The sequence below is a fragment of the Janibacter sp. CoH_79_TC_3 genome (assembly GCF_058197955.1).
Genome location: NZ_JBXWIV010000006.1, coordinates 41,663 through 67,339 on the forward strand (window position 1 = coordinate 41,663; position 25,677 = coordinate 67,339).

The 25,677-nt window shown below is 43.3% G+C and carries 22 protein-coding genes; 11 read left to right on the forward strand and 11 right to left on the reverse strand.

Translation table 11 applies throughout. The features are described from left to right. The first annotated feature begins 12 nt into the window (after positions 1–12). On the forward strand, positions 13–297 hold the full coding sequence (ppnP, locus tag AC2FA3_RS07460; RefSeq protein WP_490509042.1) for a pyrimidine/purine nucleoside phosphorylase: 285 nt from the start codon (positions 13–15) through the stop codon (positions 295–297). Between the two features lie 142 nt (positions 298–439). On the opposite strand, the gene AC2FA3_RS07465 is transcribed toward ppnP, so the two are convergent. Beyond that, positions 440–916 carry a GNAT family N-acetyltransferase gene (locus tag AC2FA3_RS07465; protein WP_490509043.1) on the reverse strand — a complete coding sequence of 159 codons (477 nt, stop codon included), beginning with the start codon at positions 914–916 and terminating at the stop codon, positions 440–442. A 174-nt stretch (positions 917–1,090) separates the two neighbouring features. On the opposite strand from AC2FA3_RS07465, the gene AC2FA3_RS07470 reads away from it, so the two are divergent. From AC2FA3_RS07470 to AC2FA3_RS07505, 8 genes are all read left to right on the forward strand, one after another. Continuing rightward, positions 1,091–2,224 (forward strand): DNA topoisomerase IB, encoded by a 1,134-nt coding sequence (locus AC2FA3_RS07470; protein WP_490509044.1) that lies wholly within the window; start codon positions 1,091–1,093, stop codon positions 2,222–2,224. Positions 2,225–2,426: 202 nt separating this feature from the next. Further along, positions 2,427–4,145, forward strand: coding sequence for an AMP-binding protein (locus tag AC2FA3_RS07475; RefSeq protein WP_490509045.1), 1,719 nt, complete (start codon positions 2,427–2,429; stop codon positions 4,143–4,145). A gap of 65 nt (positions 4,146–4,210) precedes the next feature. Then, positions 4,211–4,990 (forward strand): SDR family NAD(P)-dependent oxidoreductase, encoded by a 780-nt coding sequence (locus AC2FA3_RS07480; RefSeq protein ID WP_490509046.1) that lies wholly within the window; start codon positions 4,211–4,213, stop codon positions 4,988–4,990. Positions 4,991–5,115: 125 nt separating this feature from the next. Continuing rightward, positions 5,116–5,685, forward strand: a complete 570-nt coding sequence (locus AC2FA3_RS07485) for a L,D-transpeptidase family protein (RefSeq protein WP_490509047.1) — start codon at positions 5,116–5,118, stop codon at positions 5,683–5,685. A gap of 483 nt (positions 5,686–6,168) precedes the next feature. Beyond that, the gene (clpB, locus tag AC2FA3_RS07490; RefSeq protein ID WP_490509048.1) at positions 6,169–8,766 is read left to right on the forward strand and encodes an ATP-dependent chaperone ClpB; all 2,598 of its coding nucleotides are present in this window, start codon (positions 6,169–6,171) and stop codon (positions 8,764–8,766) included. Positions 8,767–8,980: 214 nt separating this feature from the next. Beyond that, positions 8,981–10,240, forward strand: a complete 1,260-nt coding sequence (locus AC2FA3_RS07495; RefSeq protein ID WP_490509049.1) for a PQQ-dependent sugar dehydrogenase — start codon at positions 8,981–8,983, stop codon at positions 10,238–10,240. A 263-nt stretch (positions 10,241–10,503) separates the two neighbouring features. After that, complete coding sequence (locus tag AC2FA3_RS07500) at positions 10,504–12,153, forward strand: BCCT family transporter (protein ID WP_490509050.1); 1,650 nt, start codon at positions 10,504–10,506, stop codon at positions 12,151–12,153. Between the two features lie 225 nt (positions 12,154–12,378). Then, the gene (locus AC2FA3_RS07505) at positions 12,379–14,034 is read left to right on the forward strand and encodes a BCCT family transporter (RefSeq protein WP_490509051.1); all 1,656 of its coding nucleotides are present in this window, start codon (positions 12,379–12,381) and stop codon (positions 14,032–14,034) included. Positions 14,035–14,195: 161 nt separating this feature from the next. Here AC2FA3_RS07505 and AC2FA3_RS07510 read toward each other — a convergent pair whose 3' ends face one another. The 9 genes from AC2FA3_RS07510 to dnaQ form a co-directional block, all read right to left on the reverse strand. Next, positions 14,196–14,555: a hypothetical protein gene (locus tag AC2FA3_RS07510; RefSeq protein ID WP_490509052.1), complete on the reverse strand. Its 360-nt coding sequence runs from the start codon at positions 14,553–14,555 to the stop codon at positions 14,196–14,198. A gap of 218 nt (positions 14,556–14,773) precedes the next feature. Next, entirely contained in the window at positions 14,774–15,166 is a 393-nt protein-coding gene (locus tag AC2FA3_RS07515; RefSeq protein WP_490509053.1) for a DUF3144 domain-containing protein, read from the reverse strand. 87 nt (positions 15,167–15,253) lie between these two features. Next, positions 15,254–16,420, reverse strand: coding sequence for a methionine adenosyltransferase (gene metK, locus AC2FA3_RS07520; protein WP_490509054.1), 1,167 nt, complete (start codon positions 16,418–16,420; stop codon positions 15,254–15,256). A 144-nt stretch (positions 16,421–16,564) separates the two neighbouring features. Next, positions 16,565–17,161 (reverse strand): DJ-1/PfpI family protein, encoded by a 597-nt coding sequence (locus tag AC2FA3_RS07525; protein WP_490509055.1) that lies wholly within the window; start codon positions 17,159–17,161, stop codon positions 16,565–16,567. Between the two features lie 61 nt (positions 17,162–17,222). Then, the gene (nth, locus tag AC2FA3_RS07530; RefSeq protein ID WP_490509056.1) at positions 17,223–17,918 is read right to left on the reverse strand and encodes an endonuclease III; all 696 of its coding nucleotides are present in this window, start codon (positions 17,916–17,918) and stop codon (positions 17,223–17,225) included. A gap of 53 nt (positions 17,919–17,971) precedes the next feature. Next, the gene (locus AC2FA3_RS07535; protein ID WP_490509057.1) at positions 17,972–18,910 is read right to left on the reverse strand and encodes an RnfABCDGE type electron transport complex subunit B; all 939 of its coding nucleotides are present in this window, start codon (positions 18,908–18,910) and stop codon (positions 17,972–17,974) included. Between the two features lie 162 nt (positions 18,911–19,072). After that, complete coding sequence (gene nudC / locus AC2FA3_RS07540; protein ID WP_490509058.1) at positions 19,073–20,143, reverse strand: NAD(+) diphosphatase; 1,071 nt, start codon at positions 20,141–20,143, stop codon at positions 19,073–19,075. Positions 20,144–20,221: 78 nt separating this feature from the next. After that, a complete protein-coding gene (locus AC2FA3_RS07545; RefSeq protein WP_490509059.1) occupies positions 20,222–21,904 on the reverse strand; it encodes a hypothetical protein in 1,683 nt (560 codons plus the stop codon). 175 nt (positions 21,905–22,079) lie between these two features. Then, entirely contained in the window at positions 22,080–23,717 is a 1,638-nt protein-coding gene (gene dnaQ / locus AC2FA3_RS07550) for a DNA polymerase III subunit epsilon (RefSeq protein WP_490509060.1), read from the reverse strand. A gap of 305 nt (positions 23,718–24,022) precedes the next feature. Between dnaQ and AC2FA3_RS07555 the strand changes: the two genes are divergently transcribed. Continuing rightward, positions 24,023–24,580 (forward strand): hypothetical protein, encoded by a 558-nt coding sequence (locus AC2FA3_RS07555; RefSeq protein ID WP_490509061.1) that lies wholly within the window; start codon positions 24,023–24,025, stop codon positions 24,578–24,580. Between the two features lie 71 nt (positions 24,581–24,651). Next, a complete protein-coding gene (locus AC2FA3_RS07560; protein ID WP_490509062.1) occupies positions 24,652–24,957 on the forward strand; it encodes a hypothetical protein in 306 nt (101 codons plus the stop codon). 108 nt (positions 24,958–25,065) lie between these two features. Here the strand turns inward: AC2FA3_RS07560 and AC2FA3_RS07565 are convergent, their stop codons facing one another. Continuing rightward, a complete protein-coding gene (locus tag AC2FA3_RS07565; protein ID WP_490509063.1) occupies positions 25,066–25,476 on the reverse strand; it encodes a YkvA family protein in 411 nt (136 codons plus the stop codon). Positions 25,477–25,677 lie beyond the last annotated feature (201 nt).

Sequence of the window (25,677 nt, forward strand, 5' to 3'; positions counted from 1 at the left end):
TTAAGGAAAATTATGCCAAGCGTTAATAATTATTTTGATAATAAAGTGACTTCTATTGCCTTTCAAACCGCTACTAAGCCTGCCACTGTTGGGGTGATGGAGATTGGTGAATACGAATTTGGCACCAGCGAATTTGAAACGATGACAGTTGTTAGCGGTGCTTTGACGGTCAAGCTGCCAGATAGTGATGAATGGCAAACCTTCAATACTGGTGAGCAATTTACTATTGAAGCCAATCAGAAATTTCAAGTAAAAGTAGCAGTGGAAACGGCTTATCTATGCACTTATGGTGCATAGTTTTTTAGCTTAGATTAATATGACTTATAAACACGCCAAGTATTCAATACTTGGCGTTTTTTGTTTTTACATTGACTATGTTGTAAAAAAGCAGCTACCTATCTATCTATTTATTTATTTATCAAAAATTGCAAGCAATCAATCATAAATCCTTGCGGTATTGAATCATATCGGTTTTGGTCGCAAGCGTATCATAGAGCCGGCGTGCAGCTGTATTTTCTTCTTGAGTAACCCAATAAACGCGGTTGCAGTTTTGCTGGCGGGCAAACTCATAGACATACTCAATCAATGCTCGTCCTACACCGTGCCCTCGCACAGATTCAGCCACGTATAAATCCTCTAAGTAGCAACATTCAGTGCTATTCCAAGTATTAGGGTGTAGCACCACGTGAGTGATACCGACTAACTTATCCTCTAACCAAGCCCCAAACCCATAAATAGGTACGTTGCTATCGAGCACATTATTCCACGTTGCATTCGTCGTTTCTAATGGCAAGCTGCTCTCATAAAAAGTGAGATAGCTTTGCCACAAGCTGAGCCAAGACTCATAGTCAGCGGCAGATAATGACGCTATTTTTAAAGAGCCATTGATTGAATTCATAAGGGTGGAATTTGTCATGTTGGCGGTGCCTTCAGTAAATGTATCTTAAATTATGTCGTAACGCTCAAAATCCACAAGGCTTTTATCGCCTTTATTTTACACAGGATTACACATTGTCCATGACAAATACACAGCAAAGATAAGGGCAGTTGATTATGCTAAAACAACGATATTATCAGATGAGTATTTTTTATGGCGAAGTCAAATCAACCAACCAATACGCAAGACATACGCCATGATTATGAGCATTTGGCTGGTTTAGCCAACTTACGCTACGTCAGCGACGATGAACCGGGGTTTACGCGCAGGCGTTGGGGTCGCGGCTTTACTTATAAAGACGCTACTGGTAAAACGGTCAAAGACAAAGCATTGCGCCAGCGTTTTGATGCCTTAGTGATACCGCCGATGTGGTCAGAGGTTTGGATATGCCAAGATGATAAAGGGCATCTGCAATCGACAGGGCGTGATGATAAAGCACGCAAGCAATACTTGTATCATTCCGAGTGGGACCGCGTACGTAATCAAGCTAAGTTCAATGCCATGATAGGTTTTGCTGAGGCGTTGCCAAACCTGCGTGCGCAAGTCGAAAAAGACTTGCAAGCAGCGCCACTATCGCGTGACAATGTTTTGGCAGCAGTGGTGAAACTATTAGAAACGACCTTGATTCGTATTGGTAATAGCCGCTATGCGAAGATGAATAAAAGTTATGGCCTCAGCACGTTACGCAGTAAACACGTCAGCGAAACGGATAATGGCTTAGCGTTTGATTTTGTCGGAAAAAGTGCTAAAGAGCATCATATAGAGCTGCAAGATGAGCGTTTAATTGAGATTGTGCAAGCCTGTTCGGAGTTGCCGGGTTATCAGGTTTTTAAATATTTGGATGATAATGGTGATAAGCAAGTTGTCGATAGTAGCGATATCAATGACTATCTACGGTCGCATACTTGCGCTTATGATAATGAGCGCGCGCTGTATAGTGGCGATTTATATAGCGCAAAAGATTTTCGTACATGGATGGCGAGTGTTCTTGCTGCCAGTTATTTATACGATGAGCTGCAGACTGCTGATGGCAGCGCAATATTAGCCAGTGATTCTAACAGCAATGAGCGTCAGCAACTGGTCACGAATATGGTTAAAGCGGTGGCAGAAGAGCTTGGCAATACGCCTGCTGTCTGCCGAGCGTCTTATGTCAATCCCGTTATTATCGATAAGTTTTTAGTAGGGCAGTTTTTTGAGCCTTATAAACAAGCGCGCCGTGGACGTACCAAGCAATATCAAAGCTGTGAAGAGAAAGCGCTGCTAGGATTTTTAAGTGCCATACAATAAATTTAATTTTATCAAAAAATCATATTAATTATGAAAATGATACGTTATGTATTGAAACAAATATAAAAATGCGTTACTAATAGAGCATACGCACTTTGATATGTGCGAACCATAAGAGAAAATAGTTAATAAGATATGACTGTTTTACTCCTGATAAAGCGCTGATAGCGTCAGTGACTCTCTATTGCTAAAGGATTAGCTTATGAACACCTCCTCTTCGAACCATTCGTCCGCAAACTCCGGTAAAAATATTACTCATACACCAACGAGCTACAGCGATTACTATCATAACTTTGATATGAATGCGTTATTGTCAGAAATCTATGGCGAGCAGTTAGACGACCGTTTGAATACTTATATGGCGTGTTGCGGTCGTCATGTGCGTGATGGTCGCGGCGATCATCTGGCGTTAGTGCATGAAGATACCTCTGGCAATGTGACGCGCATGACTTTTGCAGAGCTTGATAAGGCAAGTGCGCAAGTTGCCAATTTATTACTGTCTTATGGCGTGCAAGCTGGTGACCAAGTGGCGACTATGCTACCGCGCACCCCTGAGCTACTCACGATTGTATTAGCCACTTGGCGGATTGGCGCAGTCTATCAGCCACTATTTACTGCCTTTGGTTATGATTCGATTAAATATCGGATGGATAAAGCCAATACTAAAGTAGTTTTTACCAATATTGATAATCGCGGCAAGTTCGACGACTTGCTTAAGCAAACTAAAATGGTCATGGTTAGCAGTGAGAATGATGGAAAGCTAGAGAATAACTGGGGCGATGATAGCTATACAGAGATGATGGCAGCGCAGCCGCAAGCTATCGAGCCAGTGTTATTGGATACCGATGCACCGTTTTTGCAAATGTTTACCTCAGGTACGGTAGGTAAATCAAAAGGCGTTAGTGTGCCATTAAGTGCGCTATCAGCTTTTTATCTATATATGCGCTATGCGATTGACTTGCGCGCCGATGATAACTACTGGAATATGGCTGATCCCGGTTGGGCATATGGACTATATTACGCGATTACGGGTCCCTTACTGATGGGCGTCACCACTTATTTTAATGAATCGGGCTTTGATGCTGCTAATACCCGCGACTTTATGGTCCGTCATGAGATTACCAATTTGGCTTCTTCACCAACGGCATTTCGGATGATGAAATCGAGTGGTGTGTTTGAAAGTGCTCACCACGACGCCAATGCCAAGCTATCGTTACGCTGTGCCAATTCAGCAGGCGAGACCTTGAATACCGAAGTGGTCAACTGGGTTGAAACCTACTTAAACTGTAAAGTTTGTGATCAATATGGGCAGACCGAAACAGGCATGACATGTTGTGAGCACCATGCGTTAGAGCATAAATGTCCAGTCGGTTCGATGGGGATGGCGCTACCGGGACATACACTGGTGGTGTTAGATGATGATATGAACATCTTGCCTGATGGCGAGCAAGGCCAGTTGGCAGTGGTGGTCAGTCAATCGCCCGCGTTTTATTTCCGCGGCTATAGCTGGAATGAAAAAGATGCGTTCACTGAAGATTATTATCTGACAGGCGATGTGGTCGAGCGTCATAGCGACGGCAGTTATTGGTTCTCAGGGCGTGATGATGATATTATTATTACGGCAGGCTACCGGGTAGGTCCGACCGATGTCGAAAACACCGTGCTTGAGCATGAAGCGGTTGCAGAGTCAGCAGCGGTTGGTGTACCAGATGAGGTGCGTGGTCATACGATTAAATCTTATGTGGTGCTAAAAGATGGCATCGAAGCAACTGATGAGATTGCCAAAGAGATTCAAGACTTGGTACGTAAGCGTCTTTCGACCCATGCCTATCCCCGCGAAGTTGAGTTTGTGGCAGCATTACCAAAAACGCCAAGTGGTAAAATTCAGCGCTTTTTGCTGCGTAGTTTATCTGTGGCTTAAGTAAGAATAAAGTGTCAATTGACTATTAAAACAGATATTAGTAATAACCATTTAAAGGAATAATTATGCAAATTGAGCAACGCAGCTTTTTGGTTACTGGCGGCGCGTCAGGTCTGGGTGAGTCAGTAGTGCGAGCTATTGTGGCTCAAGGTGGTAAGGTTGTCATCGCTGACCTTAACGAGTCAGCAGGACAAGTACTGGTCGATGAGTTGGGCGACAACACTCGTTTTGTGCGCTGTGATGTCACCAGTGGTGATGACGTTCAAGCGGCTGTTGCTATGGCTGAAGAGGCATTCGAGGGTCTGCAAGGTTCCATTAACTGTGCAGGCATCGCTGTCGTACAAAAATTGTTAGATCGTGAAAATAATCCAGCAGATCTTGAGTCGTTTAGCCGTGGCGTGAATATTAACCTTGTTGGTTCTTTTAACGTGGCACGTTTGGTGGCAGCGAGTATTGCTAAGCGCGTTGCTGCTAAACCATCGGACGAAGTCAATGCTGACAACGGAATTATCATCAATACGGCTTCTATTGCCGCTTTTGATGGGCAAGTCGGACAAGGCAGTTATGCCTCATCTAAAGCTGGTGTCGTTGGCATGATGTTGCCGCTAGCACGTGAGCTGACTCGTCATGGTATCCGAGTGATGACTATTGCGCCGGGTGTGTTTGCAACACCTATGATGCAAGGTCTGCCTGAGAAGGCGCGTGAGCAACTAGAGGCGGCAGTACCATATCCTAAACGTTTGGGTACTCCAAATGAGTTTGCTAAATTGGTTGTGCATATCATTGATAATGCCTACTTGAATGGTGAAGTGATTCGTTTAGATGGTGCGATTCGTATGGTGTAATAGGGTATTAGAGATTTAATATCGAAGCTTTGAGTTTTATTCCTATAACTCGCACAACGCTTGGCATAGTTTTTTGCTATCTTATAGATGATAATTTTATTTACTCATCATAAGAAGCAAAAGCTATGTCATTTTTCCGTCTAGATTCTCATAAATACTCAAGTTGGTTATTTGTCGCGATAGGGTTTAGCTTAGTTGCTTTTATGAGTACCAGTAATATCACTCATGCTAAGAGTCACTCAGAGAATAAACAATCTATGCCTGAAAGCACGATGATTGATAAAGTCTTTGTCGATAAGTCCGCTCGTACTCTGCAGTTGTTAAGTGATGATAAAGTGATTAAATCTTATCATATTGCGCTCGGTGGTAATCCTATTGGACATAAGCAACAACAAGGCGATCAACGTACACCTGTTGGCAACTATACACTCGATTATAAAAATGAAAAATCTGGATATTACCGTTCTATTCACGTCAGTTATCCCAATGCGGCGGATAAAGCCCGCGCCAAATCGCGAGGCGTCAGTGCTGGTGGTGATATCATGATTCATGGGCAGAAAAATGGCTTTGGTGCATTTGGCATACTTAACCAACAACGCGATTGGACGGAAGGCTGTATGGCAGTGACCAATGATGAGATGGATGAAATCATGGCTGCTGTAAAGATTGGCACAGCGATCGAAATTGTAGAATAAATACCTTGTTAACATAGTTAAGGTACTCTTATTCAGCTTATTTTTAGCCCATTTAAATGTCCATCGATTAGATGTCCATCGATTGAATTGAGGACACGCCCTAGTATTTTCTATTGGTTTAATAGTATTCTAAAATACATTTCTTTGTTTTTGCTCATACTCAAGCTTCCTATCTTTTCTTTTCTATATTCCCTTGAAATCTCTCATAAATGTGCCTATTAATGCTTTATCGTCATATCATTGTTATAAGTAAGGTTTATTTTAATAAGGTGATATTTCAGCGCTGTGTATTGGCTTCTTAACTGATAGGAATTGACATTCATAAGCCTGTAATAATTATTTATTAAAGTTAAATTAACATTGAAATATTACTCAATAAACCCGATATAGATAACAACGAAAAGCTTTCGGCATCTTAATACTTATAAAAAGCCGCAGCTACTATCAGATATAAATTATTATCAATTATAAGAGGACAAAAATATGAGATTTGAGAAATTTACCCAAAAACTGCAGTCGGCGATTCAAGAGGCACAAAGTTTGGCACTAGGTCGCGACCACACAGGTATTGACCCTGTGCATTTGCTTGCGGTATTACTGCAAGATGAGTCTAACTTATCTATCTGCCAACAAGCGGGCGCGTCTATCCCTGCGCTGAAAAATGGCGTGGCAAAAGCGCTTGAGAATCAAGCAACGATTAGCGAGCCAACAGGCGACGTTAATTTAAACCCCAATTCAGTTAAAATTCTGAACTTGGCAGATCGTCAAGCACAAAAAGAAGGCGATGATTTTATCGCCACTGAATGGGTGATGTTGGCGCTCGCTGAACAAGGCGACACTAAAAAGATATTTGAAAGTGCTGGCGTGACCGCAAGTAAGTTAAAAGCGGTGATTGAGCAATTGCGAGGTGATGACACCGTAGATAATCAAAACGCCGAAGATCAACGTGATGCGCTGAATAAATATACGATTAATTTAACTGAACAGGCGGAGCTTGGTAAGCTTGATCCGGTGATTGGTCGTGACGAAGAGATTCGTCGTACCATTCAGGTACTATCGCGCCGTACCAAAAATAATCCAGTGCTTATCGGTGAGCCGGGCGTTGGTAAAACCGCTATTGTTGAGGGCTTAGCACAGAAAATTATCAGTGGTGATGTGCCAGAAGGTCTACGCCATAAAGAAGTATTGTCGTTAGATTTGGGCTCATTGATTGCGGGTGCCAAATTCCGTGGTGAGTTCGAAGAGCGCCTCAAAGCGGTACTCAGCGACTTATCAAAGCAAGAAGGCAATATCATTCTATTTATAGATGAGCTACATACCTTAGTCGGTGCCGGTAAAGCGGATGGTGCGATGGACGCTGGTAATATGTTAAAACCTGCGCTGGCTCGTGGTGAGTTACATTGTGTCGGAGCGACGACTCTAGATGAGTATCGTCAATATATCGAAAAAGATGCCGCGCTTGAGCGTCGTTTCCAAAAAGTGCTGGTCGATGAACCAACAGTTGAGGATACCATTGCAATTTTGCGTGGTCTAAAAGACCGTTATGAGCTGCACCATGGCGTCGTTATTCAAGATAGCGCGATTATAGCGGCAGCGCGAATGAGCCATCGTTATATTACGGATCGCAAGTTACCGGATAAAGCGATTGATTTGATTGATGAAGCCGCCAGTCGCCTGCGGATGGAGATGGACAGTAAACCTGAAGCCTTAGGTAAGCTCGATAGTCGCCGTATTCAGCTGAAAATGCAGCGCGAAGTGCTAAAAAATGAAGAGGATGCAGGCGCGCAAGCAGAGCTTAAAATACTAGATGCTCAGATCGAAGAGTTAGAGAAAGAATACGCGGATCTCAATGAGATTTGGCAGGCCGAAAAAGCTTTAGTTGAAGGGAGCAAACAGCATAAAGAAAACTTGGATAAAGCACGTATTCAGTTAGAGAAAGCCAGTCGAGAAGGCGATTATGCAGAGATGTCTCGCTTACAATATGGTGTGATACCTGAGCTTGAAAAACAAATTGCCGAGATTGATTCGGCAGAGCAAAAAGAGCAAGCTGGCGAGCCAATCACTGTAAAATTGCTGCGCAATAAAGTCACCGATCATGAAATCGCTGAGGTCGTGGCGGCTGCGACTGGTATTCCAGTGAATAAAATGATGCAAGGCGAGCGTGACAAGATGATAGCGATGGAAGAAAAACTTCATGAGCGTGTCATCGGTCAAGATGAAGCGGTCGAGGCGGTCGCCAATGCGGTACGCCGTAGTCGTGCGGGCTTATCGGATCCAAATCGCCCTTCAGGTTCGTTTTTATTCTTAGGACCAACGGGTGTGGGTAAAACAGAGCTAACCAAATCATTGGCAAACTTCTTATTCGATTCTGAGGATGCGATCGTTCGTATCGACATGAGTGAGTATATGGAGAAGCATAGCGTCAGTCGTTTGGTGGGTGCGCCTCCAGGTTATGTTGGTTATGAAGAAGGCGGTGCATTAACTGAGGCCGTACGCCGTAAGCCTTATAGTGTAATTTTGTTTGATGAGGTTGAAAAAGCACACCCCGATGTGTTCAATATCTTGCTACAAGTATTGGACGACGGTCGCTTGACGGATTCGCAAGGTCGCGTGGTTGACTTCAAAAACACGGTTATCATTATGACCAGTAACTTGGGCTCGCACAAAATCCAAGAAATGGTTGGTGAAAGCTACGAGAGTATTAAAGCTGAGGTTATGGAATCGGTTGGACAGCATTTCCGCCCTGAATTCGTTAACCGTATTGATGAAATCGTAGTATTCCATCCACTGGGTATGTCGCAGATGTCAGGCATTGCTGCGATTCAGTTGGATCGCTTGCGTCAGCGCTTGCATGAGCGTGAGTTGGATATCGAGTTATCAGCCGATGCGATGAACAAGCTGGTGGCAGTTGGTTATGATCCTGTGTATGGTGCGCGTCCACTAAAACGCGCTATTCAGCAAGAGATTGAAAATCCATTGTCATTGAAACTACTGGCAGGTGATTTTGTCGCAGGCGATATCATCAAAGTCGATGTCGGTGCCGATGATAAACTGACCTTTGATAAGCTTAGAATGAGCTAAATCAAGCGTTTGTTACATTAGCTGAGTACACTTAGTTTCATTTTCTAGCTAATGGAAAGCTTAAAACTACCCCTTATTTGCCTATTGTTTATACAGGCAAGTAAGGGGTTTTTGCGTTGGGCGCTATAATTATTTTACCGTTACCATACTTTGGCTGTGGTATAAATAACCTAGACGAGAATAAGAAAACTGCAAAATTAAGGGAGATAACATCATGATGATGACCGATAAGAAACAGACGAGCAGACCATTAATGTTACCGTTAATCATCACAGCACTACTGTTTAGTGCTTCTGCTTGCTCCAACCCTTCAGCCGTTAATACCAATGCAGATCTGACTGAATATAAAGAAGGGAAAGCATCTGTCAGCGAATCCATAGCAAGCATGGAAAAACCTGCCTTTACAACCAAGAAAATTGCTAGCTTCGATGAACCTTGGGCAATGATCGCATTACCTACTGTTAAAGATAAAGCGCCCAAACTACTGGTGACCCAAAAAACAGGCGAGCTTTTGATTGTTGATACGGCAACAGGAATGAAAACCGCTGTGACTGGTATTCCCGAAGTGGCTTATGGCGGGCAGGGTGGACTTGGCGATATTATCCTTGCACCAGACTTTGCTACTTCTAATAATATCTATCTTAGCTATGTCGAAGCAGGCAAGGGCGCTGATAGTGATAAATTCGGGGCAAAAGTTATCAAGGCCAAGCTGTCAGGATTGAATACTGGCGCGCCAAGCTTGAGAGCCATTACGCCCATTTGGCAGCAAATGCCAAAAGTGAGTGGGCAAGGGCATTATAGCCATCGCTTGCTCTTCTCACCTGATGGCAAGTATTTATATATCAGCTCAGGTGAGCGTCAAGAAAAAACGCCTGCGCAGGACATGAGTGTAAATCTAGGTAAAATTATTAGATTAAATCCTGATGGCTCAGTGCCAGCCGACAATCCATTTGCGAAAAATACCAGTGATACGAGTATTGCTGCCCAGTTTTGGACGATCGGGCATCGTAATGTACTGGGTATGGCTTTCGATGACAAAGGCAGACTTTGGGCGCACGAAATGGGTCCACGCGGCGGTGATGAGTTTAATCTCATTGAAAAAGGTAAGAACTATGGCTGGCCAGTTGTCTCCAATGGTCGTAACTATTCAGGGACGGATATTCCTGATCATGATACCCGACCAGAATTTACTGCGCCCAAGATTAGCTGGACACCAGTGATATCACCTTCTTCCATAAGTATTTATAAAGCGGGTAAATATAATGACTTTCCAGCATGGCAAGGCAACGCCCTTATCAGCGGCTTGTCATCAAAAGCGCTTATCGTAGTGAATTTTGATAAAAATAACGGTGCGGCAGAACGCTATCGCTATGATATGGGTGAGCGTATTCGTGGGGTCTTAAACGTCGATGGGCAAGTGTGGTTATTAGAAGATGGCGCTAATGGTAGGCTGCTGCGATTATTACCCAATTAGTGGATTTTCTAATAGTCTGCATCATGACCTATATAACATGCCTTATATAACGCGCTCTATATAACAGGAGATATATAAATAGCGAGCTAAACAATCTAACTAAAATAATTGCTTAGCACCTCTAAATCCAACCTTAATAGAGACTTAAACCAGCCAATCAACTTGTGACTAAAAAATGTCTTTATCGAGTTTATTTGGTAGTTAATTGATAATTAAAGGTTAGTTTGTTAAGGTAACCTTTCTTAAATATAAGGTTTTAGCGAATGAACGACATAAAAATAAGTAAGCTCGGCCCATTTCCACGGGTAAATAAACCTGTGTTTATCACCTCAAGTATCTTAATTGTCGGCTTTATCATTTTTGGCTCGTTATTTTCTGAAACTGCAGCCGCGCTTTTTAGTTTCTTACAGGACTTTATCGCCGAAAAATTCCGCTGGTTATTTATCATCTTATTTAACGTGGCGCTGGTATTTTGTATTTACCTTGCTGCCAGTCGCTACGGCGATATTCGTTTAGGAAAACAAACAGAACGAGCGCAATATAGCTTATTTTCATGGATTGCGATGCTTTTTTCGGCGGGTATCGGGATTGGATTGGTCTATTGGGGCACAGCAGAACCTTTGTACCACTTTATGGCGCCTCCCATTGGTGAGGGACAGACTGTAGAGTCGGCCAAGCAAGCGATGAATCTCTCGTTTTTACATTGGGGGCTGCATGCTTGGGCGATTTATACCGTCGTTGCCTTGTCGTTAGCCTATTTTCACTTCCGCCGTGGTCTGCCGTTATCGATTCGCTCAACCTTGTATCCGATTCTTGGACAAAAGATTTATGGTAAATGGGGACATACCGTCGATATTTTGGCGGTATTTGGCACGATGTTTGGCGTCGTGACGTCTTTAGGTCTTGGGGTTATGCAGATTAACTCGGGTCTAGAAGGCTTGTTTGGTATCCCTAATACCTTGACCGTACAGTTTATTATCATCGCCTTTGTGACTTCATTAGCTTGTGGCTCGCTGATGTTAGGTCTTGATAAAGGCATTAAGCGCCTCAGTGATATCAATATGGGACTGACCGGTATTCTATTGGCCTTTATGGTGATTTTGGGTCCCACGTTATTTATCTTTGACAGCTTTATTGAAAATATTGGTAACTATCTGGCAAACATCGTCACCTTATCGACGTGGAGCGAAGCTTATAGTGGCACTGATTGGCAAAGCGCTTGGACGATATTTTATTGGGCATGGTGGGTCAGTTGGTCACCGTTTGTCGGCGTGTTTATCGCGCGTATCAGCCGTGGTCGTACCATTCGCGAGTTCGTATTTGGCGTGCTGCTTATCCCTATGACGATATTGTTTTTCTGGTTTACGGCTTTTGGTGGCGTTGCCATTCAGATGGAGCTGCTAGCCGCTATCAGTCCTGATTTGGTCAGCCCAGGATTGGTCGCCGCGGTGCAAGCTGATACGGGTAGTGCCATTTTTAAATTGGTTGAATACTATCCATTTACCAAACCCATCACCTTATTAATTGTAGTCATGATTGTACTTTGGTTTGTGACATCATCAGATTCGGCCAGTTTTGTCATTGATATGCTGACGGCTGGTGGTGATACCAATCCACCTAAAATTCAGCGTTTATTTTGGGCAATTATGCAGGGCGTGATTGCGGCAATTTTATTAGCAGCAGGTGGTTTAGGCGCATTACAAGCGGCGGCCATCGTGGCAGGATTGCCGTTTGCTTTGGTTATATTTGTGATGATGTATGCGCTATTACGTGGCATGAGTCGCGACCGTCTTATCTTATATCGCAACCAGCAGCGTTACATTACTGACGAATCAGCTGATCATAATTCGGCCAATGAGTTCGTTGATGAGGAATTATTAAAAGGCCCGCCTAAAATTGTGAAAGGTGATTAATAGGCTACGTATAGCAAGTTTAAAAGCGTTTTTATTAACGTAATCATGTAGTTAGATGCTATAGGTTTTATGTAAAAAAATAATATAATAATTGTCATTTAAAATCCTAAGATGCATCGTTATCTTAGGATTTTTTAATTTTTACCATTAGCAGATGACTGGCCCGATTTGATAGTTTGTAAATATCTTGTTAAGGTTGGCGTCCTAAAAAATTGAGACGACTGAATGGATCACGTTAAAGTTGGCCGATTGGGCCCTTTTCCACGGGTAAGTAGACCTGTTTTTTTAACCTCAGCGATTTTAATCCTCGCGTTTATTATTTTCGGTGCCTTTTTTAATGAATTGGCAACCGAAGTGTTCGGCCAAGCGAAGGCATTTGTATCGATGCGCTTTGGTTGGTTTTTTATCATGGTGGTCAACTTAACGTTGGTAATGAGTATCTATCTGATATTTAGCCGCTATGGCGATATTAGGCTCGGTCACCAGAACGAGAACCCAGAATACAATCTGGTGTCTTGGATTGGCATGCTATTTTCCGCAGGTATCGGTATTGGCTTGCTCTATTGGGGTACGGCTGAGCCGCTATATCATTTTATGGCGCCGCCGTTAGGTGAGCCTGAAAGTATTGCCGCCGCTAAGCAAGCGATGAACATCTCGTTCTTGCATTATGGTCTGCATGTCTGGGCACTCTATGGCATGGTGGCATTATCCTTGGCGTATTTTCATTATCGCCGTGGCCTGCCGTTGGCGATTCGCTCAACCCTATATCCGTTAATTGGCAAAAAAATCTACGGCCCTATGGGTCATACGGTCGATACACTGGCAGTATTTGGTACCATGTTTGGTGTGGTGACGACATTAGGTCTTGGGGTACTACAGATTAACTCGGGGCTTGAGAGTTTATTTGGTATTCCAAATAACATCACCGTGCAAATTATCTTGATTGCCTTTATCACCATGCTGGCAGGGTTGTCGCTATTAATGGGACTGGATAAAGGGATTAAGCGCTTAAGTGATATCAATATTTTCTTCACCATTGTGCTATTAAGCTTTGTCATTATTTTGGGTCCAACCCAGTTTGTTTTTAACAGTTTCTTTGAGAATATCGGCAATTATCTGCATCAAGTGATTCCACTTGGTCTGTGGACAGAGTCTTATGAAGGGGAAGCCAACTGGCAGTCGTCTTGGACGGTGTTCTACTGGGCTTGGTGGATTAGCTGGTCACCATTCGTTGGCGTGTTCGTTGCCCGTATTTCTCGTGGTCGTACCATTCGCGAGTTTATCCTAGGGGTGTTATTAATCCCGATTACTATTTTATTCTTATGGTTCACCGCCTTTGGTGGTTCAGCCGTTCATATGGAACTGATGGCAGCGGTTGACCCAAATATCGCAAGTCCAGGACTGGTTGAAGCAGTGCGAGCAGATACTGGTAGTGCTATCTTTAAATTGATGGAGTCGTATCCGCTGACCGCAGCACTAAACGGACTTATCGTGGTGATGATTGTACTTTGGTTTGTCACCTCATCAGATTCTGCCAGTTTTGTCATTGATATGCTGACCTCGGGCGGTGACACTAACCCACCGAAAATCCAGCGGTTATTCTGGGCGGGCACAGAAGGCGTGATAGCGGCGGTGCTATTAGCCGCAGGCGGTTTGGGTGCGCTACAAGCCGCTTCTATCGTCTCTGGCCTTCCATTTGCCGTGGTCATTGTCATTATGATGTATTCATTACTGCGGGGCTTGAGCCGTGATAGATTGATACTTTATCGTAATCAGCAGTGGTTTATCACTGAAGAATCGGCTGAGCACAACTCCGCCAATGAGTTCCGTGATGAAGAGTTATTGACGGGACCGCCGAGCATTAAGAAAATTGATGAGTAACTATTTAGATAACTCAAGAATTTAATTTTCTGAAAAATGCTAATAGTTAATAATGTGAAAAATCCCAGTTTTTGAGCTGGGATTTTCTATTAGCGTTTAATAATGTATTGGTATTTAGCGAATGATAGATATTTAACAATATGATTTCGAAATTATTACTGTTATAAACATTCGCCTTTTACATAGCTAATTGCCTCAGGCGTGCTACAAGCTGAGCAAGCATTGCCAGCCGTGCGATAGCTTATCACTGAGCCGACTTGAGTTTTTACACAGACCGGATCGTATTGCGCTGTACACATGGTTTTTTCAGGGTTAAAGGTTGGACATTGGGCAACGATTCCTTTGGGAGGCTGACTGGTGTTAGAAGCGGGCGGCTGAATAGGTGTGCTATCAGGCATAGAGTTTGAGTTAGGGCTGATATTATTACAACCTGCTAAACCGAGTGTAAAAGTTATGGTGAGTGATAGGACAAGGGTAGAAGGCTTTAATAAAGATAGCCATGGTTTAGATAGAGCGCTCATTATAAATATCCTTATGCAGTTTTTGTCATTATATAATTTCCGTCATTTGTTTTGTATTAAACGCCAGTTTTTAACAAAAAGCAAATGTACAACTGAGTTTTCAATTCGCTACTCATATTTAATAAGCGCAGTATTAGAACAATAAAAACCCAAGCTTATAAGGCTTGGGTTATTTATGTTACTTCTTAATAAAATTCTTGAATAAGATTTTAGGAAGCTTACTGCGCAGGTTTATCATCTTTATTAAGCTGTACATACTTATCAAAGTTTTGTGCGTAGTCAGTCAAGTTATCGCTTAACATTTGACGATATTGTTTGGTATAAAACTCAACGATATCGTCTTTTTCTTTGGCGAAATCATCACCCTTTACAAAGCCAATAGAGGCAACTGAAGCGCTATAACGTGCCGCCGCATAAAGCAGTGACGCGCCTACCTGACCTGAATGTGCTTCAGGGCCTAGTTGACTGTTTGCCACGCCAATAATCGCATCGGCACGCTGGTAAAATGCTTGCATCTCAGGGGTGATTTCAAGAGCAGCATCAATATCGTCATTTTGGGCATCATTTTGGGCATTGTTTTGAACATTGTCTGGCATATTGTCTTGAGACATAAGCGACTCCTAATAATGGTAAGTAAATTTACATTTATCACAGCAATTGAATCGCTGAATAAAATAATAAGATGTTAAGTACAAATTTTATAAACCTGCATCGGCTTTTAAGATTTCTGCTTTGTCGGTTTTTTCCCAAGTAAACGCGGTTTCAGAACCTTGGCGACCGAAGTGACCAAAGGTTGCGGTTTGCTGGTACATCGGCTGCAATAAATTCAGCATACGCGTAATACCGTAAGGACGTAGGTCGAAATGGGTACGAATTAAGCTAATGATTTCATCATTGCTGATTTTGTTAGTACCAAAAGTATTGATTGAAATCGAAGTCGGTTCAGCAACCCCAATCGCATAGCTCACTTGTAACTCACAGCGATCTGCAATACCGGCAGCAACGATGTTTTTGGCCACATAACGCACCGCGTAAGCAGCGCTGCGATCGACTTTTGAAGGATCTTTACCGCTAAATGCACCGCCACCATGACGCGCCATACCGCCGTAAGTATCAACGATAATTTTACGACCAGTCAATCCTGCGTCACCAACAGGACCACCAATGACAAATTTGCCAGTTGGATTGATATGATAGCGCGTACCGGCATGCAATAAATCTGCTGGCAATACTTGCTTGATGATAGATTCCATTACCGCTTCTTGCAGGTCTGCTTGCGAGATACTTGGATCATGCTGAGTTGATAAAACCACGGCGTCAATGGCAACCGGTTTATTACCGTCATATTTCAGGGTCACTTGGGCTTTGGCATCCGGACGTAACCAAGGCAGATCACCGCCACGGCGCAGCTCAGATTGACGCTCCATCAAGCGATGCGCATATTCGATCGGCGCTGGCATCAATACTTCGGTCTCATTGCTGGCATAACCAAACATTAAGCCTTGGTCGCCGGCACCTTGTTCTTCAGGGTCGCTACGATCGACACCTTGAGCAATTTCAGGAGACTGCTTACCCAGCATATTAATAACGGCACAGGTCTCGCCATCAAAGCCTAAGTCTGAGTGATGATAACCAATGCCGTTTACCGTATCACGCACGATACGTTCAACGTCGATATTGGCAGTCGTGGTGACTTCGCCTGCCAGTATCACCGCGCCAGTCTTAACCAGCGTTTCACACGCCACACGAGCATGTAAGTCTTGACGTAAAATAGCATCAAGGATAGCATCTGAAATTTGGTCAGCCATTTTATCAGGATGGCCTTCGCTCACAGACTCTGAGGTAAATAAGTTGTATTCGCGCATAGTGGGATCGCTTAATTGCAGGGACTGTAATATATAAACTCAGTCATTATTAAATGTTAACGGAAAATAGAAGGTAAAAGTGAATCAAAAAATTATGGTATTTTACCGTGAATCGAGTTAAAACTCTAGTGTCAGCCATGACGGCTAACAATTGTAGAAATCATCAAGGCGGCTGTCTTCTTGCCAACGGTATTCTGTATAGTCAGCGACTTCTTTTGCGCTATCAAGCCCGTGTCTATCAGCAATAAAACCGAGCGCCATATCCATGCCAGCGGTGACGCCTGAAGAGGTATAAAACTTGCCGTCTACGACCCAGTGTGCCTGCTTTACCCAATGCACGGCAGTCGATTGCTCGGTTACCCATTGCCAAGCACGCTTGTTTGAGGTCGCTCGTTTATGGTCTAAAATACCTGCCTTTGCCAATAAAGCACTACCCGTACAGACGCTAAGTACCCAGTCGGTATTATCAGCGAGCATAGTCAGGGTCTGCAAAAAATGACTATCATTGATGAGAGGACGTGTACCTTTGCCGCCGACGACCAATAATATATTCATTTGCTGGGCTAACTCTGCTACTGCGACAGTTTGTAAGGCAACACCATGATGGTTATGGATGATACCACCTTTCATTGACGCAAACTGAATATGAAAATATTCAGGCAGGCTACCGAATAGCTCAATAGGCCCAAATAAATCTAAGGTCTCAAAGTCATCAAATACGAGTGCGGTGAGGGTCTGCATTCTGCTTCTTCAAGGTAAAGCATTAAGCTGAAGTATTTAGAAAGAAAATATCTAACAGTCTTTAAAGCTCTAAAAACGCCGCTTTATCTTTAAACATGCATTCTTCATAAACAGGACAAGCGCCGCATTTTGGGGTGCGAGCCTGACAGGTATAGCGCCCATGCAAAATCAAATAATGATGAGCATCAACGATAAAATCATCGGGGATACGTTCGAGCAGTTTTTTCTCAACGATTAAGACGTTTTTACCTGTTGCAAGTCCAGTACGGTTGCCGACGCGAAAGATATGGGTATCGACTGCCATTGTCGGCTGCCCAAAGGCGGTATTTAACACCACATTCGCCGTCTTGCGCCCGACACCCGCTAGAGATTCTAAATCTTTACGGTTATCAGGGACGGTGCTATCAAACTTCTCAATCAAGTCACGACAGGTTTTGATGACGTTTTTGGCTTTGGCATTATATAAACCGATATTCTTAATATACGCTTTAAGGCCTTCTTCACCTAATGCCAAAATGGACTCAGGCGTATTCGCTACCGAATAGAGCTGATTGGTCGCAATATTGACACTAACATCGGTCGCTTGCGCCGATAATATGACGGCGATAAGCAGCTCAAAGTTACTGCCGTAATTCAGTTCAGTAACTGGCTCTTCGATAGTCGCAGCCAACTTCTCAAAGAATGGGCGCACATCACGATTGGGCATCCGCCTCGATGGTGGCGTATCGGCAGTTTTATGTTTAACGGTTTTACTCATGGTATTTTTACCATTACTTTATTCATTGGTTATTCAGAAGCAGATATTTGCTATTAAAGTTGCGCGAGTTCTGTTTGTAATGCTTCAAGCTCTGCTTGTTTACTGTCATTTGAACGTACGCTAAGCTGTTTTTCTAGCCTTTTGACTTTACTACGGAGCTTTGCCGCTGCAATGGTGTTTTTTGCTTGTGCTTCGCTGATGTTTAACGATTGACTGGCGGCATTATTCAGTTTTGCCTCTACCATGCTGACCACAGGTTTGCTATTGCTGCTATCAGCCAGCTGTTCACTGACACGTCTCAGATGCGTATGATAACGCTGGCGCAAGTCATCTTGTTCAAGTGTGCGCTCAGCTGTCGAAAGGGTACGCTCAACGGTGACTAAGTCGATGCAGTCAACTGGGCAGGGCGCGATACATAGCTCACAGCCTGTACATAAGTCGGTAAAGATGGTGTGCATGTGCTTGCCAGTACCGACGATGGCATCAACAGGGCATGCAGGGATACATTTGGTACAGCCGATACAATCATCTTCCCGAATAACCGCACGCACTTCTACCGGACGCTGCGAGCTGGTATCTATTGGCCATTTTGACGGCTCAGCGCTAAGTAGTTGTATATTCTTATCTATATGAACGTTGGCGTGATCATTTAAATGATTATTGTCTAGGCTACTATTAATACTCGTTGAATCCGCTGTCTGGTCATCGATATCATCTTGATTAATAATTTGCGCGATAGCATCAGTCACCGGCTGACCACCGGGCACACATTTATTATAAGGCTCTTTGTCGATAACAATCGCCACCGCATAGGGTAAGCAGCCATCAGCATGGTCGCAAAGCCCGCATTGGGTTTGAGGTAAGCAGGCATCAATACGTGCAATCTTTGCTTGGATTGCGGCAGGCAAGCTCTCTATGTTCAAGTCATCGAACAAAATAGGCAGATTGATTAGACGGATATGACGGCTGTTTTTACTCATGGTACTTTGCATTTAATTTAAAACCTTGATATCAGTGCTAGGTACTGACATTAGAATAAATATGGTAATAGTAAGGAGCGCTGAATCCGCAAATGAGATAAGCGCTGCTAGATTAAGTCCGTAAACATCCATAAACAATAACTGCATTTATAAATGCTGTCTTGCCATTATCAATTAAAGTGATATGCCGTGCTCAGTAGCAATTTGTGCAATCAGCGCATAAGCAATGCTGCCTTTTGACGGTATCTTTGGCAAATCTGACAGGTCAAAGAAATCGGCATGTGACAGCTCATCTTGTTGTATGACGATGTCACCACCAGCATGCGCTGCCCGAAAGCCAAGCATTAAATTAGACGGAAACGGCCAAGGTTGACTGCTGATATAGCGAATATCTTTGAGACTAATATTCACTTCTTCTGCCACTTCGCGTACTACAGCATGCTCCAAACTTTCACCGACTTCTACAAAACCAGCAATCAAACCATATTGTAGTGCTTGTTGAGGGGTTTTTTGCTGCCCATAACGGTGATGGTGCGCCAGTAAAATTTGTATTTCACCCGTTTGCGGATTTGGTCGAGTAATGGCGGTAATGATACATGGCTGCACGCGCGGATACTGGCGTAAGCGGCAAACTTGGCAGACCATCGCACGATCAGCGCTCGCGGCGTCTACCACGGGAGCCGCGCAGCGACTACAAAACTGTGTATCTGCTTGCCAACGTAACAGCTGTATAGCTTGGCTAATTTGGTCAGATAAGGCGAATGGCAGTTGCGTGATAAGCAGGCGATAGGCAATGAAAGCACACTCGTCATTATCTAGAGTGTTTCTTTCTTCGCTATTAGTTGTTAAACCTCTATTATCTAGAATATTGCTTTCTAAATTACTATTTTCTGAATTATGGCTTTCTAAAACAATAGGCAAATCAATATGATGAGCTATGGCATAGTCATAAGTAATCGCTATGGTGGCTTGTGCCGTAAAAGTATTGGCAGTCTCGGTTTTAAAATCGTTCAAACTATCTTCAACTTGACCACTATCATCGCTAACTAACCAATGATTAGGAGCTAAGCTTTCAAATAGTGTGACTCGCCCAACTTGATAGGCTGGCTGCATGTTATGAACGCCATGAGTGTTTAACGCTGTATCATTGACCGACTTTGGTAACTGAATCTGCACAGGCCACCAGCCATTAGGGGTTTGACGACATAAAACCGTCTCGTCACGAAGTATAAAGGCATGGGTCATAGGCTAAGTTTCCAAGCAATCAAAGACAGACTCATATCCGTTTGGGTAAGAGTCTGTTGAAAATAAGAAGCTAAGCACTTAGGCTGCAAGCAGTTGGCTTAAGCTTTGTTGGCCGACATCTAGTGCCTGTTTGTTCACAGGACGATTATTCTCAAAACCATCTAAATGATGGTCAACGGCCATAATGACATCGGCGATATAAGCCAAAGTGCCGTCATCTATTCGTGTACCACTATCAATGCGCTGCTGCAAATAACTCGCTAATTGGCTGAGCATACTGGCAGGGGTTGGCAATTGTAAAAAGCGCACCGCACCTGACACTTGGCGCAGCATCTCAGGGATATTTTGAATATTGAGGATATCACGCTCAGGCTCCGCCAAATAATCATTGATGGCTTGTTCGGCACTGGCAATGGCGGTACGGCTTTCTTGTATCAGCGTATCATACGCTGTGTTTAGCTGATGTAATGAGATATGCGGATTATTCAAAGGCAAATAAATTGCCCCTGGCGTATGCATCTCTGCCATAGCGATTGTGGCATTTTCAGCGTGCATCAATGCCAATAATAAATGGTCAAAATCTTCTGGCGTAGGTGCGCGCCATTTGCTCACTGCCTCTGCGGCAGCGTTCAGGCTTTTTGCTGCATTTGCTAAACCCAATAACTGAAAAGCTGAACTCAGCTCAGTCAGCTGCTCGGTAATTTGCGAGGTTTGCATATCGACAGGATTGATGGAGTCACCGCGTGCGTAGCTATCGACATTTTCTTTAATATTATTGATTTGTGCTTGAATAATAGTGTTTAAAGTGTCAGTTAAAGCACGGTTAGGGCCAAATAAGAAACGCGCCATTTGCTCAAGTTGCGGTGTCTCTAACTGATTGGCAGCATATTTCTCACGCAGGATTTTGGCCTCTGCCGTATCACGCTGGCAAGCAAAGCTAACCAAGTCCGCAAAACGTGTGTCCATTACGGGCAGATAGCTTTGGAATTGCTGCTCTAAGTAAATAAGCGTATGCTTTTGGCTTAAATTTAGCGGTAAGATACTGGCGATATCGGCAACGGCGGCGGTTGCTGCTTGCCAAAATAAACGGTTAGAGTTTGCCGCTATCAAGGCGCAAGCTGCTGACATCGCATCGAGTTTTTGCTGTTCTTCTTGGCTTACATTGCCGTCTTGATTTAATAAAGCAACCCCAAGTCCACTACGATAAGCGTAAGTCAATAATTCGCTATCAAGATTGAGCTCGTTAAGGGGTTGAAAGTTGTTTTCAGGGTTGGCAATAATAACGCTGCTATCACCAAAAGCGGCAAAATAATCGGCAGCGATAGGTGCGCCTTGCCCGTGAACATTGAGCTTATTAATGATAGGCAGTAGTAATGTTGGCTCTACCGATTCAGTCAGTAGGACAAATTCAATATAGCGATCAAGCGTCATGATGGCTTCTGATAAGTCCATAATTAGAGCAGTATCGCTATTATCACCACTATCATACAGCTGTTGTAAGCCATGCACGATTGCGTTATTGAGCGCCTCAGCACCGGCCAAAGCAATCAGCTCAAAAATACAAGACAGCTGTTTTAACACGATAATAGAGTCTAATAACAAAGGCGCTTGGCTATTATCATCATTGAATTCGCCCAAATGAATCTCAGTATCTTTTAAGATGACGTTAATTTCATCGTGCAATAAATGCAGTGATGGCAAGTTAAAATCAGTCACACTCAAGGTTGGGGCAGTTAATTTCATTTGTGTAGAATGGTTCATAGTTGTTTTTTCCCATGACGTACTGATGAAAATAGCAATGATTTGGGGGATAGATTAAAAAATTATATGAGTAAGATTTCGACCTTTATTGTCATAATAAAGACTAACTGACTTAACTACCAGCATAAGGGGTTATTTTAATAAAAAATGATTTTAATAGTCGTGTTTATAACGGCTATATTTTATCTTTAAGCGCAGGATAATCCTCTGCAAGGGCGGCATACCAGCTTTGATTGGCGCTCTCACTGCTGCTTGACGTCATTAATAAATTGGCCAAATCAGCAAAGCTTGCATGCGCTGTATGTCCGCCATCAGCTTGGGCGTCGTCCTCAATAGCAAGGGTGACTTGTCCACCGGTCATTGCCAAATAAACTTCAGCCAAGATCTCTGAGTCAAGTAAAGCGCCGTGGAAAGTACGGTCTTGTTTACCGACATCTAGGCGGCGAACAAGGGCATCTAGGGTGTTTTTCTGCCCCGGATATTGCTGCTTGGCCATAACCAGTGAGTCAGTCACTTGGACGCGCTCAGCAAAGTCATGCATGCCAACTTTAGCGAACTCCATATTTAAGAAGTTCATATCAAAGGTGGCGTTATGAGCGATGATTTCGGCACCATCCATAAAATCATACAGCGCCTGAGCAACTTGATCGAAGGTTGGTTTATCAGTTAAAAATGCCTCAGAGATACCATGAATACGAATAACTTCTTCATCCATACCGCGCTGCGGATTGATATAGACGTGGAGCTTTTCGCCGGTAAATTTACGCCCGATCATCTCTACGATACCAACTTCGATAATACGGTCGCCCTTCATTGGATCAAGACCTGTGGTCTCGGTATCCATAATAAGCTGACGGTCAGATTCATGACGATGAATAGGTTTGGGTAGCAGCGGTATAAAATACGGATTGGCACGGCTGGTGTCACCATCGAATGTTGGTGTATCAGTTTTTATGCGAGCTTCCGTTTTAGCTTCTACTTCAGTATCCATATTGGTATCTATATCTGACATATCGGTATTTCTCATTGTTTCGCTAGCATTATACTGATGTTGGTTTTCATATTGATGACGGTTTTCTTCGACTAACATGTTATTATTTATAGTATTGTCATACTTATTATCATCGTCTTCTAATACGTTGTTTTCTGCTGTATGGCTTTCTAACTCGGCATCAAGCTCATCATCCATCATATCGAAGCCTAATGGATCAAATTTTAGCCAATCATCGCTAGTATTTTGGGTGTTATCGGTCACTATTTGCTCTTTTTTTTTAGCAGACTCTTGTGAGTCTATTTTTGATAAATCTTCACTGCTAGAGGTCACGCCTAAATTTGCCAGCTCGTCCGCTTTTTCATTGCCCGCGTGTCCCGCATGACCTTTGACCCAATGCCAGTCGACAGCGCGCTGTTGGCACAGCTCATCGAGTTGCTGCCAAAGATCTTGGTTGGCGACAGGTTTTTTACTCGCCGTTTTCCAGCCCCTTTTTTTCCACCCTTCAATCCATTCGGTAATGCCTTTTTTGACATAGCTTGAATCTGTCCAAATCTCAAGGTTGTGCTCATGCGGACTATGAGTCAGTGCTTGTATCGCGCCCATCAGCTCCATGCGATTATTGGTGGTTTCTTTATCACCACCATACAAATCCTGCGTGCGTCCATCACTGAATATCAGGTGCGCGCCCCAGCCGCCAGCACCCGGATTACCTTTACAAGCACCGTCTGTATAAGCAACCGTCGTGTTGGGTTTCGCGGCCAACGGATTTATGGCGTTGTTGGTATTAAATGACTGCGCTGAAGTAGAAGTGTCTGACATAAAAGCGTATTGACCTAATAAATGGTAAACGTAGAGCAGGGAGGTTTTGGTAGTGCCGTTTTTACACCAACTAGCACGGTATATTTTAGGGTTGAGTATAGCAAATCTATCCCAGCTATGGGCAGCTGCCCTGCATAAAATCGTAAAAGCACAGATGATAATAGTGATGATAATAATAACGCGGTGGTTTTCTGTTAAAATGGCTTTAATGATAGTGCGATGGTGCGATTTTATTGTTTTTTTAATTGTCTTTAATAGTCGTACGCTCAATATAAGCTTCTTATGTCCAAATGCAGGATAACCCTATGATGTCCGTACGCCCAAACGTGTTTTATAAAAGATGGTCACCCTTGATGGTCGCTATCATGGCAAGTAGCGCGATGTTTTTAAGTGCTTGCAACGATAGTAATACGCAAGCTGATACTAAACAGATAGAAACGGCAGCGGATTTATCCATATTTGAAGGCTGCTACACCGTCAGCCATGACGAGCCTGCACAGATAAAAGTTAGCCAACAGGGCGGCGCGTGGGTCATGCAGATGAAAGAGCCGGCAAGTGCCAAGCGTGTTTGGGATGATGCTGAGCCGTTAGAGGTGATCGAAAATAGCGACATACCGACATATTTCTCTATCGACCCTAATAATGTCGATGCGGTCATCGGTCGTCCAGACAGAGTGCTGGTACTGGCGCATGTAAATCCTGTTTACGCTAATATCGATCCGCTACTTGATAGTGAATACTTGTCCTATATTTATCGCGGTGCCAATACTATTTACCGTGTCGAATGTGACGAGGTTAATACGGATATTTTAGCCAATCCTCATTCAAACATTGTCATTGATAATGTGAATGACAGTATTTAGCTAAGACTTATAAGTGGGTATTAAATACACGTCCTTTGTGACAAGCAATCCTATTATTAGAGTCAGGCAATATGAATTTTTTTAGTTATGTGGTGTTAGGCGGGTTTTCTTATGCGGCTGGTTGGGCGGTCAGAACCTATGTCTTGGATAAACAGCCTAAACCTGAGCAGCCTTATAATCTTAAACATCCTGCTATATTGGCGTATCTAGGCGGATTTTTTATTATTATGCTGATTGTTTCATGGCTCATCGGTCGCTACTTGCTTGGACACGTTGCCGTTGACTTGCCTTTTATCATTGTGAATAGCCTCGTCGCTACGTTCGTGTATTCGTTTGGTTTGAATCCAGAAAAAGCCAACTATGAGGTTCCAGATTAACCTGTATAGATAAGTGGCTCGTGATTGATACAAAAGCCACGGCTGATGAATTACTTATCGGCCGTGGCTTTTTAGAATGCTCGTTTGGGTAATATAATTTGCAAATGGTTAAGCGTTTTTCTTTAAATTGGTTTCAGTGTTGACAGCTGATTGGCTTTTCTTCCAGGTTTGATATTTTTGTAAATCTTTTTCAATGAGTTTTAGGCAAAAGGTTAGCACCAGCGCATCGTCTATATGACCGATAAAAGGGATGAAATCTGGGATGATATCAATCGGGTTGAGGGTATAAAGCAGTCCGACGACGCCCGCTGAAATGGTCTTGTAAGGAATGTCGCGATAATTGCCTTTGTAATAATCTTTAAGCAAACTCATAAAAAGCATCAAATCTTTGGTGAAGCGCTCAAGATGGCTACTATCTTTTAGCTTTTCTTGCAGTTTTTCTTCCTCATTAATGAGATATTCTAAATCGGCATCCAATATTTCATCTTTTTTTTGCTTATCAGTCGCTTTGTCAGCCATTATTATTATCCTTATTTAAGCGCAATCGGTATTCTCATACTACAACAAAGTCGTGGCGTGCGCCAATATTGCATATTATTAATAGCTTGGATTGGGTAGCATTAAGTTTCTGGTGCGTACGGTAGCGAAAAAGTAAATATGGGCAAGAGTTAGGCAACTATGCTCACTTGCAAACCGTCTACAATATGCTGCTGTGATGCT

What these genes read in the sequence shown, in the direction of transcription:
- ppnP (WP_490509042.1), top strand. Translation starts at nt 13, where the DNA reads ATGCCAAGCGTTAATAATTATTTTGATAATAAAGTGACTTCTATTGCC.
- AC2FA3_RS07465 (WP_490509043.1), bottom strand. Translation starts at nt 916, where the DNA reads ATGACAAATTCCACCCTTATGAATTCAATCAATGGCTCTTTAAAAATA.
- AC2FA3_RS07470 (WP_490509044.1), top strand. Translation starts at nt 1,091, where the DNA reads ATGGCGAAGTCAAATCAACCAACCAATACGCAAGACATACGCCATGAT.
- AC2FA3_RS07475 (WP_490509045.1), top strand. Translation starts at nt 2,427, where the DNA reads ATGAACACCTCCTCTTCGAACCATTCGTCCGCAAACTCCGGTAAAAAT.
- AC2FA3_RS07480 (WP_490509046.1), top strand. Translation starts at nt 4,211, where the DNA reads ATGCAAATTGAGCAACGCAGCTTTTTGGTTACTGGCGGCGCGTCAGGT.
- AC2FA3_RS07485 (WP_490509047.1), top strand. Translation starts at nt 5,116, where the DNA reads ATGTCATTTTTCCGTCTAGATTCTCATAAATACTCAAGTTGGTTATTT.
- clpB (WP_490509048.1), top strand. Translation starts at nt 6,169, where the DNA reads ATGAGATTTGAGAAATTTACCCAAAAACTGCAGTCGGCGATTCAAGAG.
- AC2FA3_RS07495 (WP_490509049.1), top strand. Translation starts at nt 8,981, where the DNA reads ATGATGATGACCGATAAGAAACAGACGAGCAGACCATTAATGTTACCG.
- AC2FA3_RS07500 (WP_490509050.1), top strand. Translation starts at nt 10,504, where the DNA reads ATGAACGACATAAAAATAAGTAAGCTCGGCCCATTTCCACGGGTAAAT.
- AC2FA3_RS07505 (WP_490509051.1), top strand. Translation starts at nt 12,379, where the DNA reads ATGGATCACGTTAAAGTTGGCCGATTGGGCCCTTTTCCACGGGTAAGT.
- AC2FA3_RS07510 (WP_490509052.1), bottom strand. Translation starts at nt 14,555, where the DNA reads ATGAGCGCTCTATCTAAACCATGGCTATCTTTATTAAAGCCTTCTACC.
- AC2FA3_RS07515 (WP_490509053.1), bottom strand. Translation starts at nt 15,166, where the DNA reads ATGTCTCAAGACAATATGCCAGACAATGTTCAAAACAATGCCCAAAAT.
- metK (WP_490509054.1), bottom strand. Translation starts at nt 16,420, where the DNA reads ATGCGCGAATACAACTTATTTACCTCAGAGTCTGTGAGCGAAGGCCAT.
- AC2FA3_RS07525 (WP_490509055.1), bottom strand. Translation starts at nt 17,161, where the DNA reads ATGCAGACCCTCACCGCACTCGTATTTGATGACTTTGAGACCTTAGAT.
- nth (WP_490509056.1), bottom strand. Translation starts at nt 17,918, where the DNA reads ATGAGTAAAACCGTTAAACATAAAACTGCCGATACGCCACCATCGAGG.
- AC2FA3_RS07535 (WP_490509057.1), bottom strand. Translation starts at nt 18,910, where the DNA reads ATGCAAAGTACCATGAGTAAAAACAGCCGTCATATCCGTCTAATCAAT.
- nudC (WP_490509058.1), bottom strand. Translation starts at nt 20,143, where the DNA reads ATGACCCATGCCTTTATACTTCGTGACGAGACGGTTTTATGTCGTCAA.
- AC2FA3_RS07545 (WP_490509059.1), bottom strand. Translation starts at nt 21,904, where the DNA reads ATGAACCATTCTACACAAATGAAATTAACTGCCCCAACCTTGAGTGTG.
- dnaQ (WP_490509060.1), bottom strand. Translation starts at nt 23,717, where the DNA reads ATGTCAGACACTTCTACTTCAGCGCAGTCATTTAATACCAACAACGCC.
- AC2FA3_RS07555 (WP_490509061.1), top strand. Translation starts at nt 24,023, where the DNA reads ATGATGTCCGTACGCCCAAACGTGTTTTATAAAAGATGGTCACCCTTG.
- AC2FA3_RS07560 (WP_490509062.1), top strand. Translation starts at nt 24,652, where the DNA reads ATGAATTTTTTTAGTTATGTGGTGTTAGGCGGGTTTTCTTATGCGGCT.
- AC2FA3_RS07565 (WP_490509063.1), bottom strand. Translation starts at nt 25,476, where the DNA reads ATGGCTGACAAAGCGACTGATAAGCAAAAAAAAGATGAAATATTGGAT.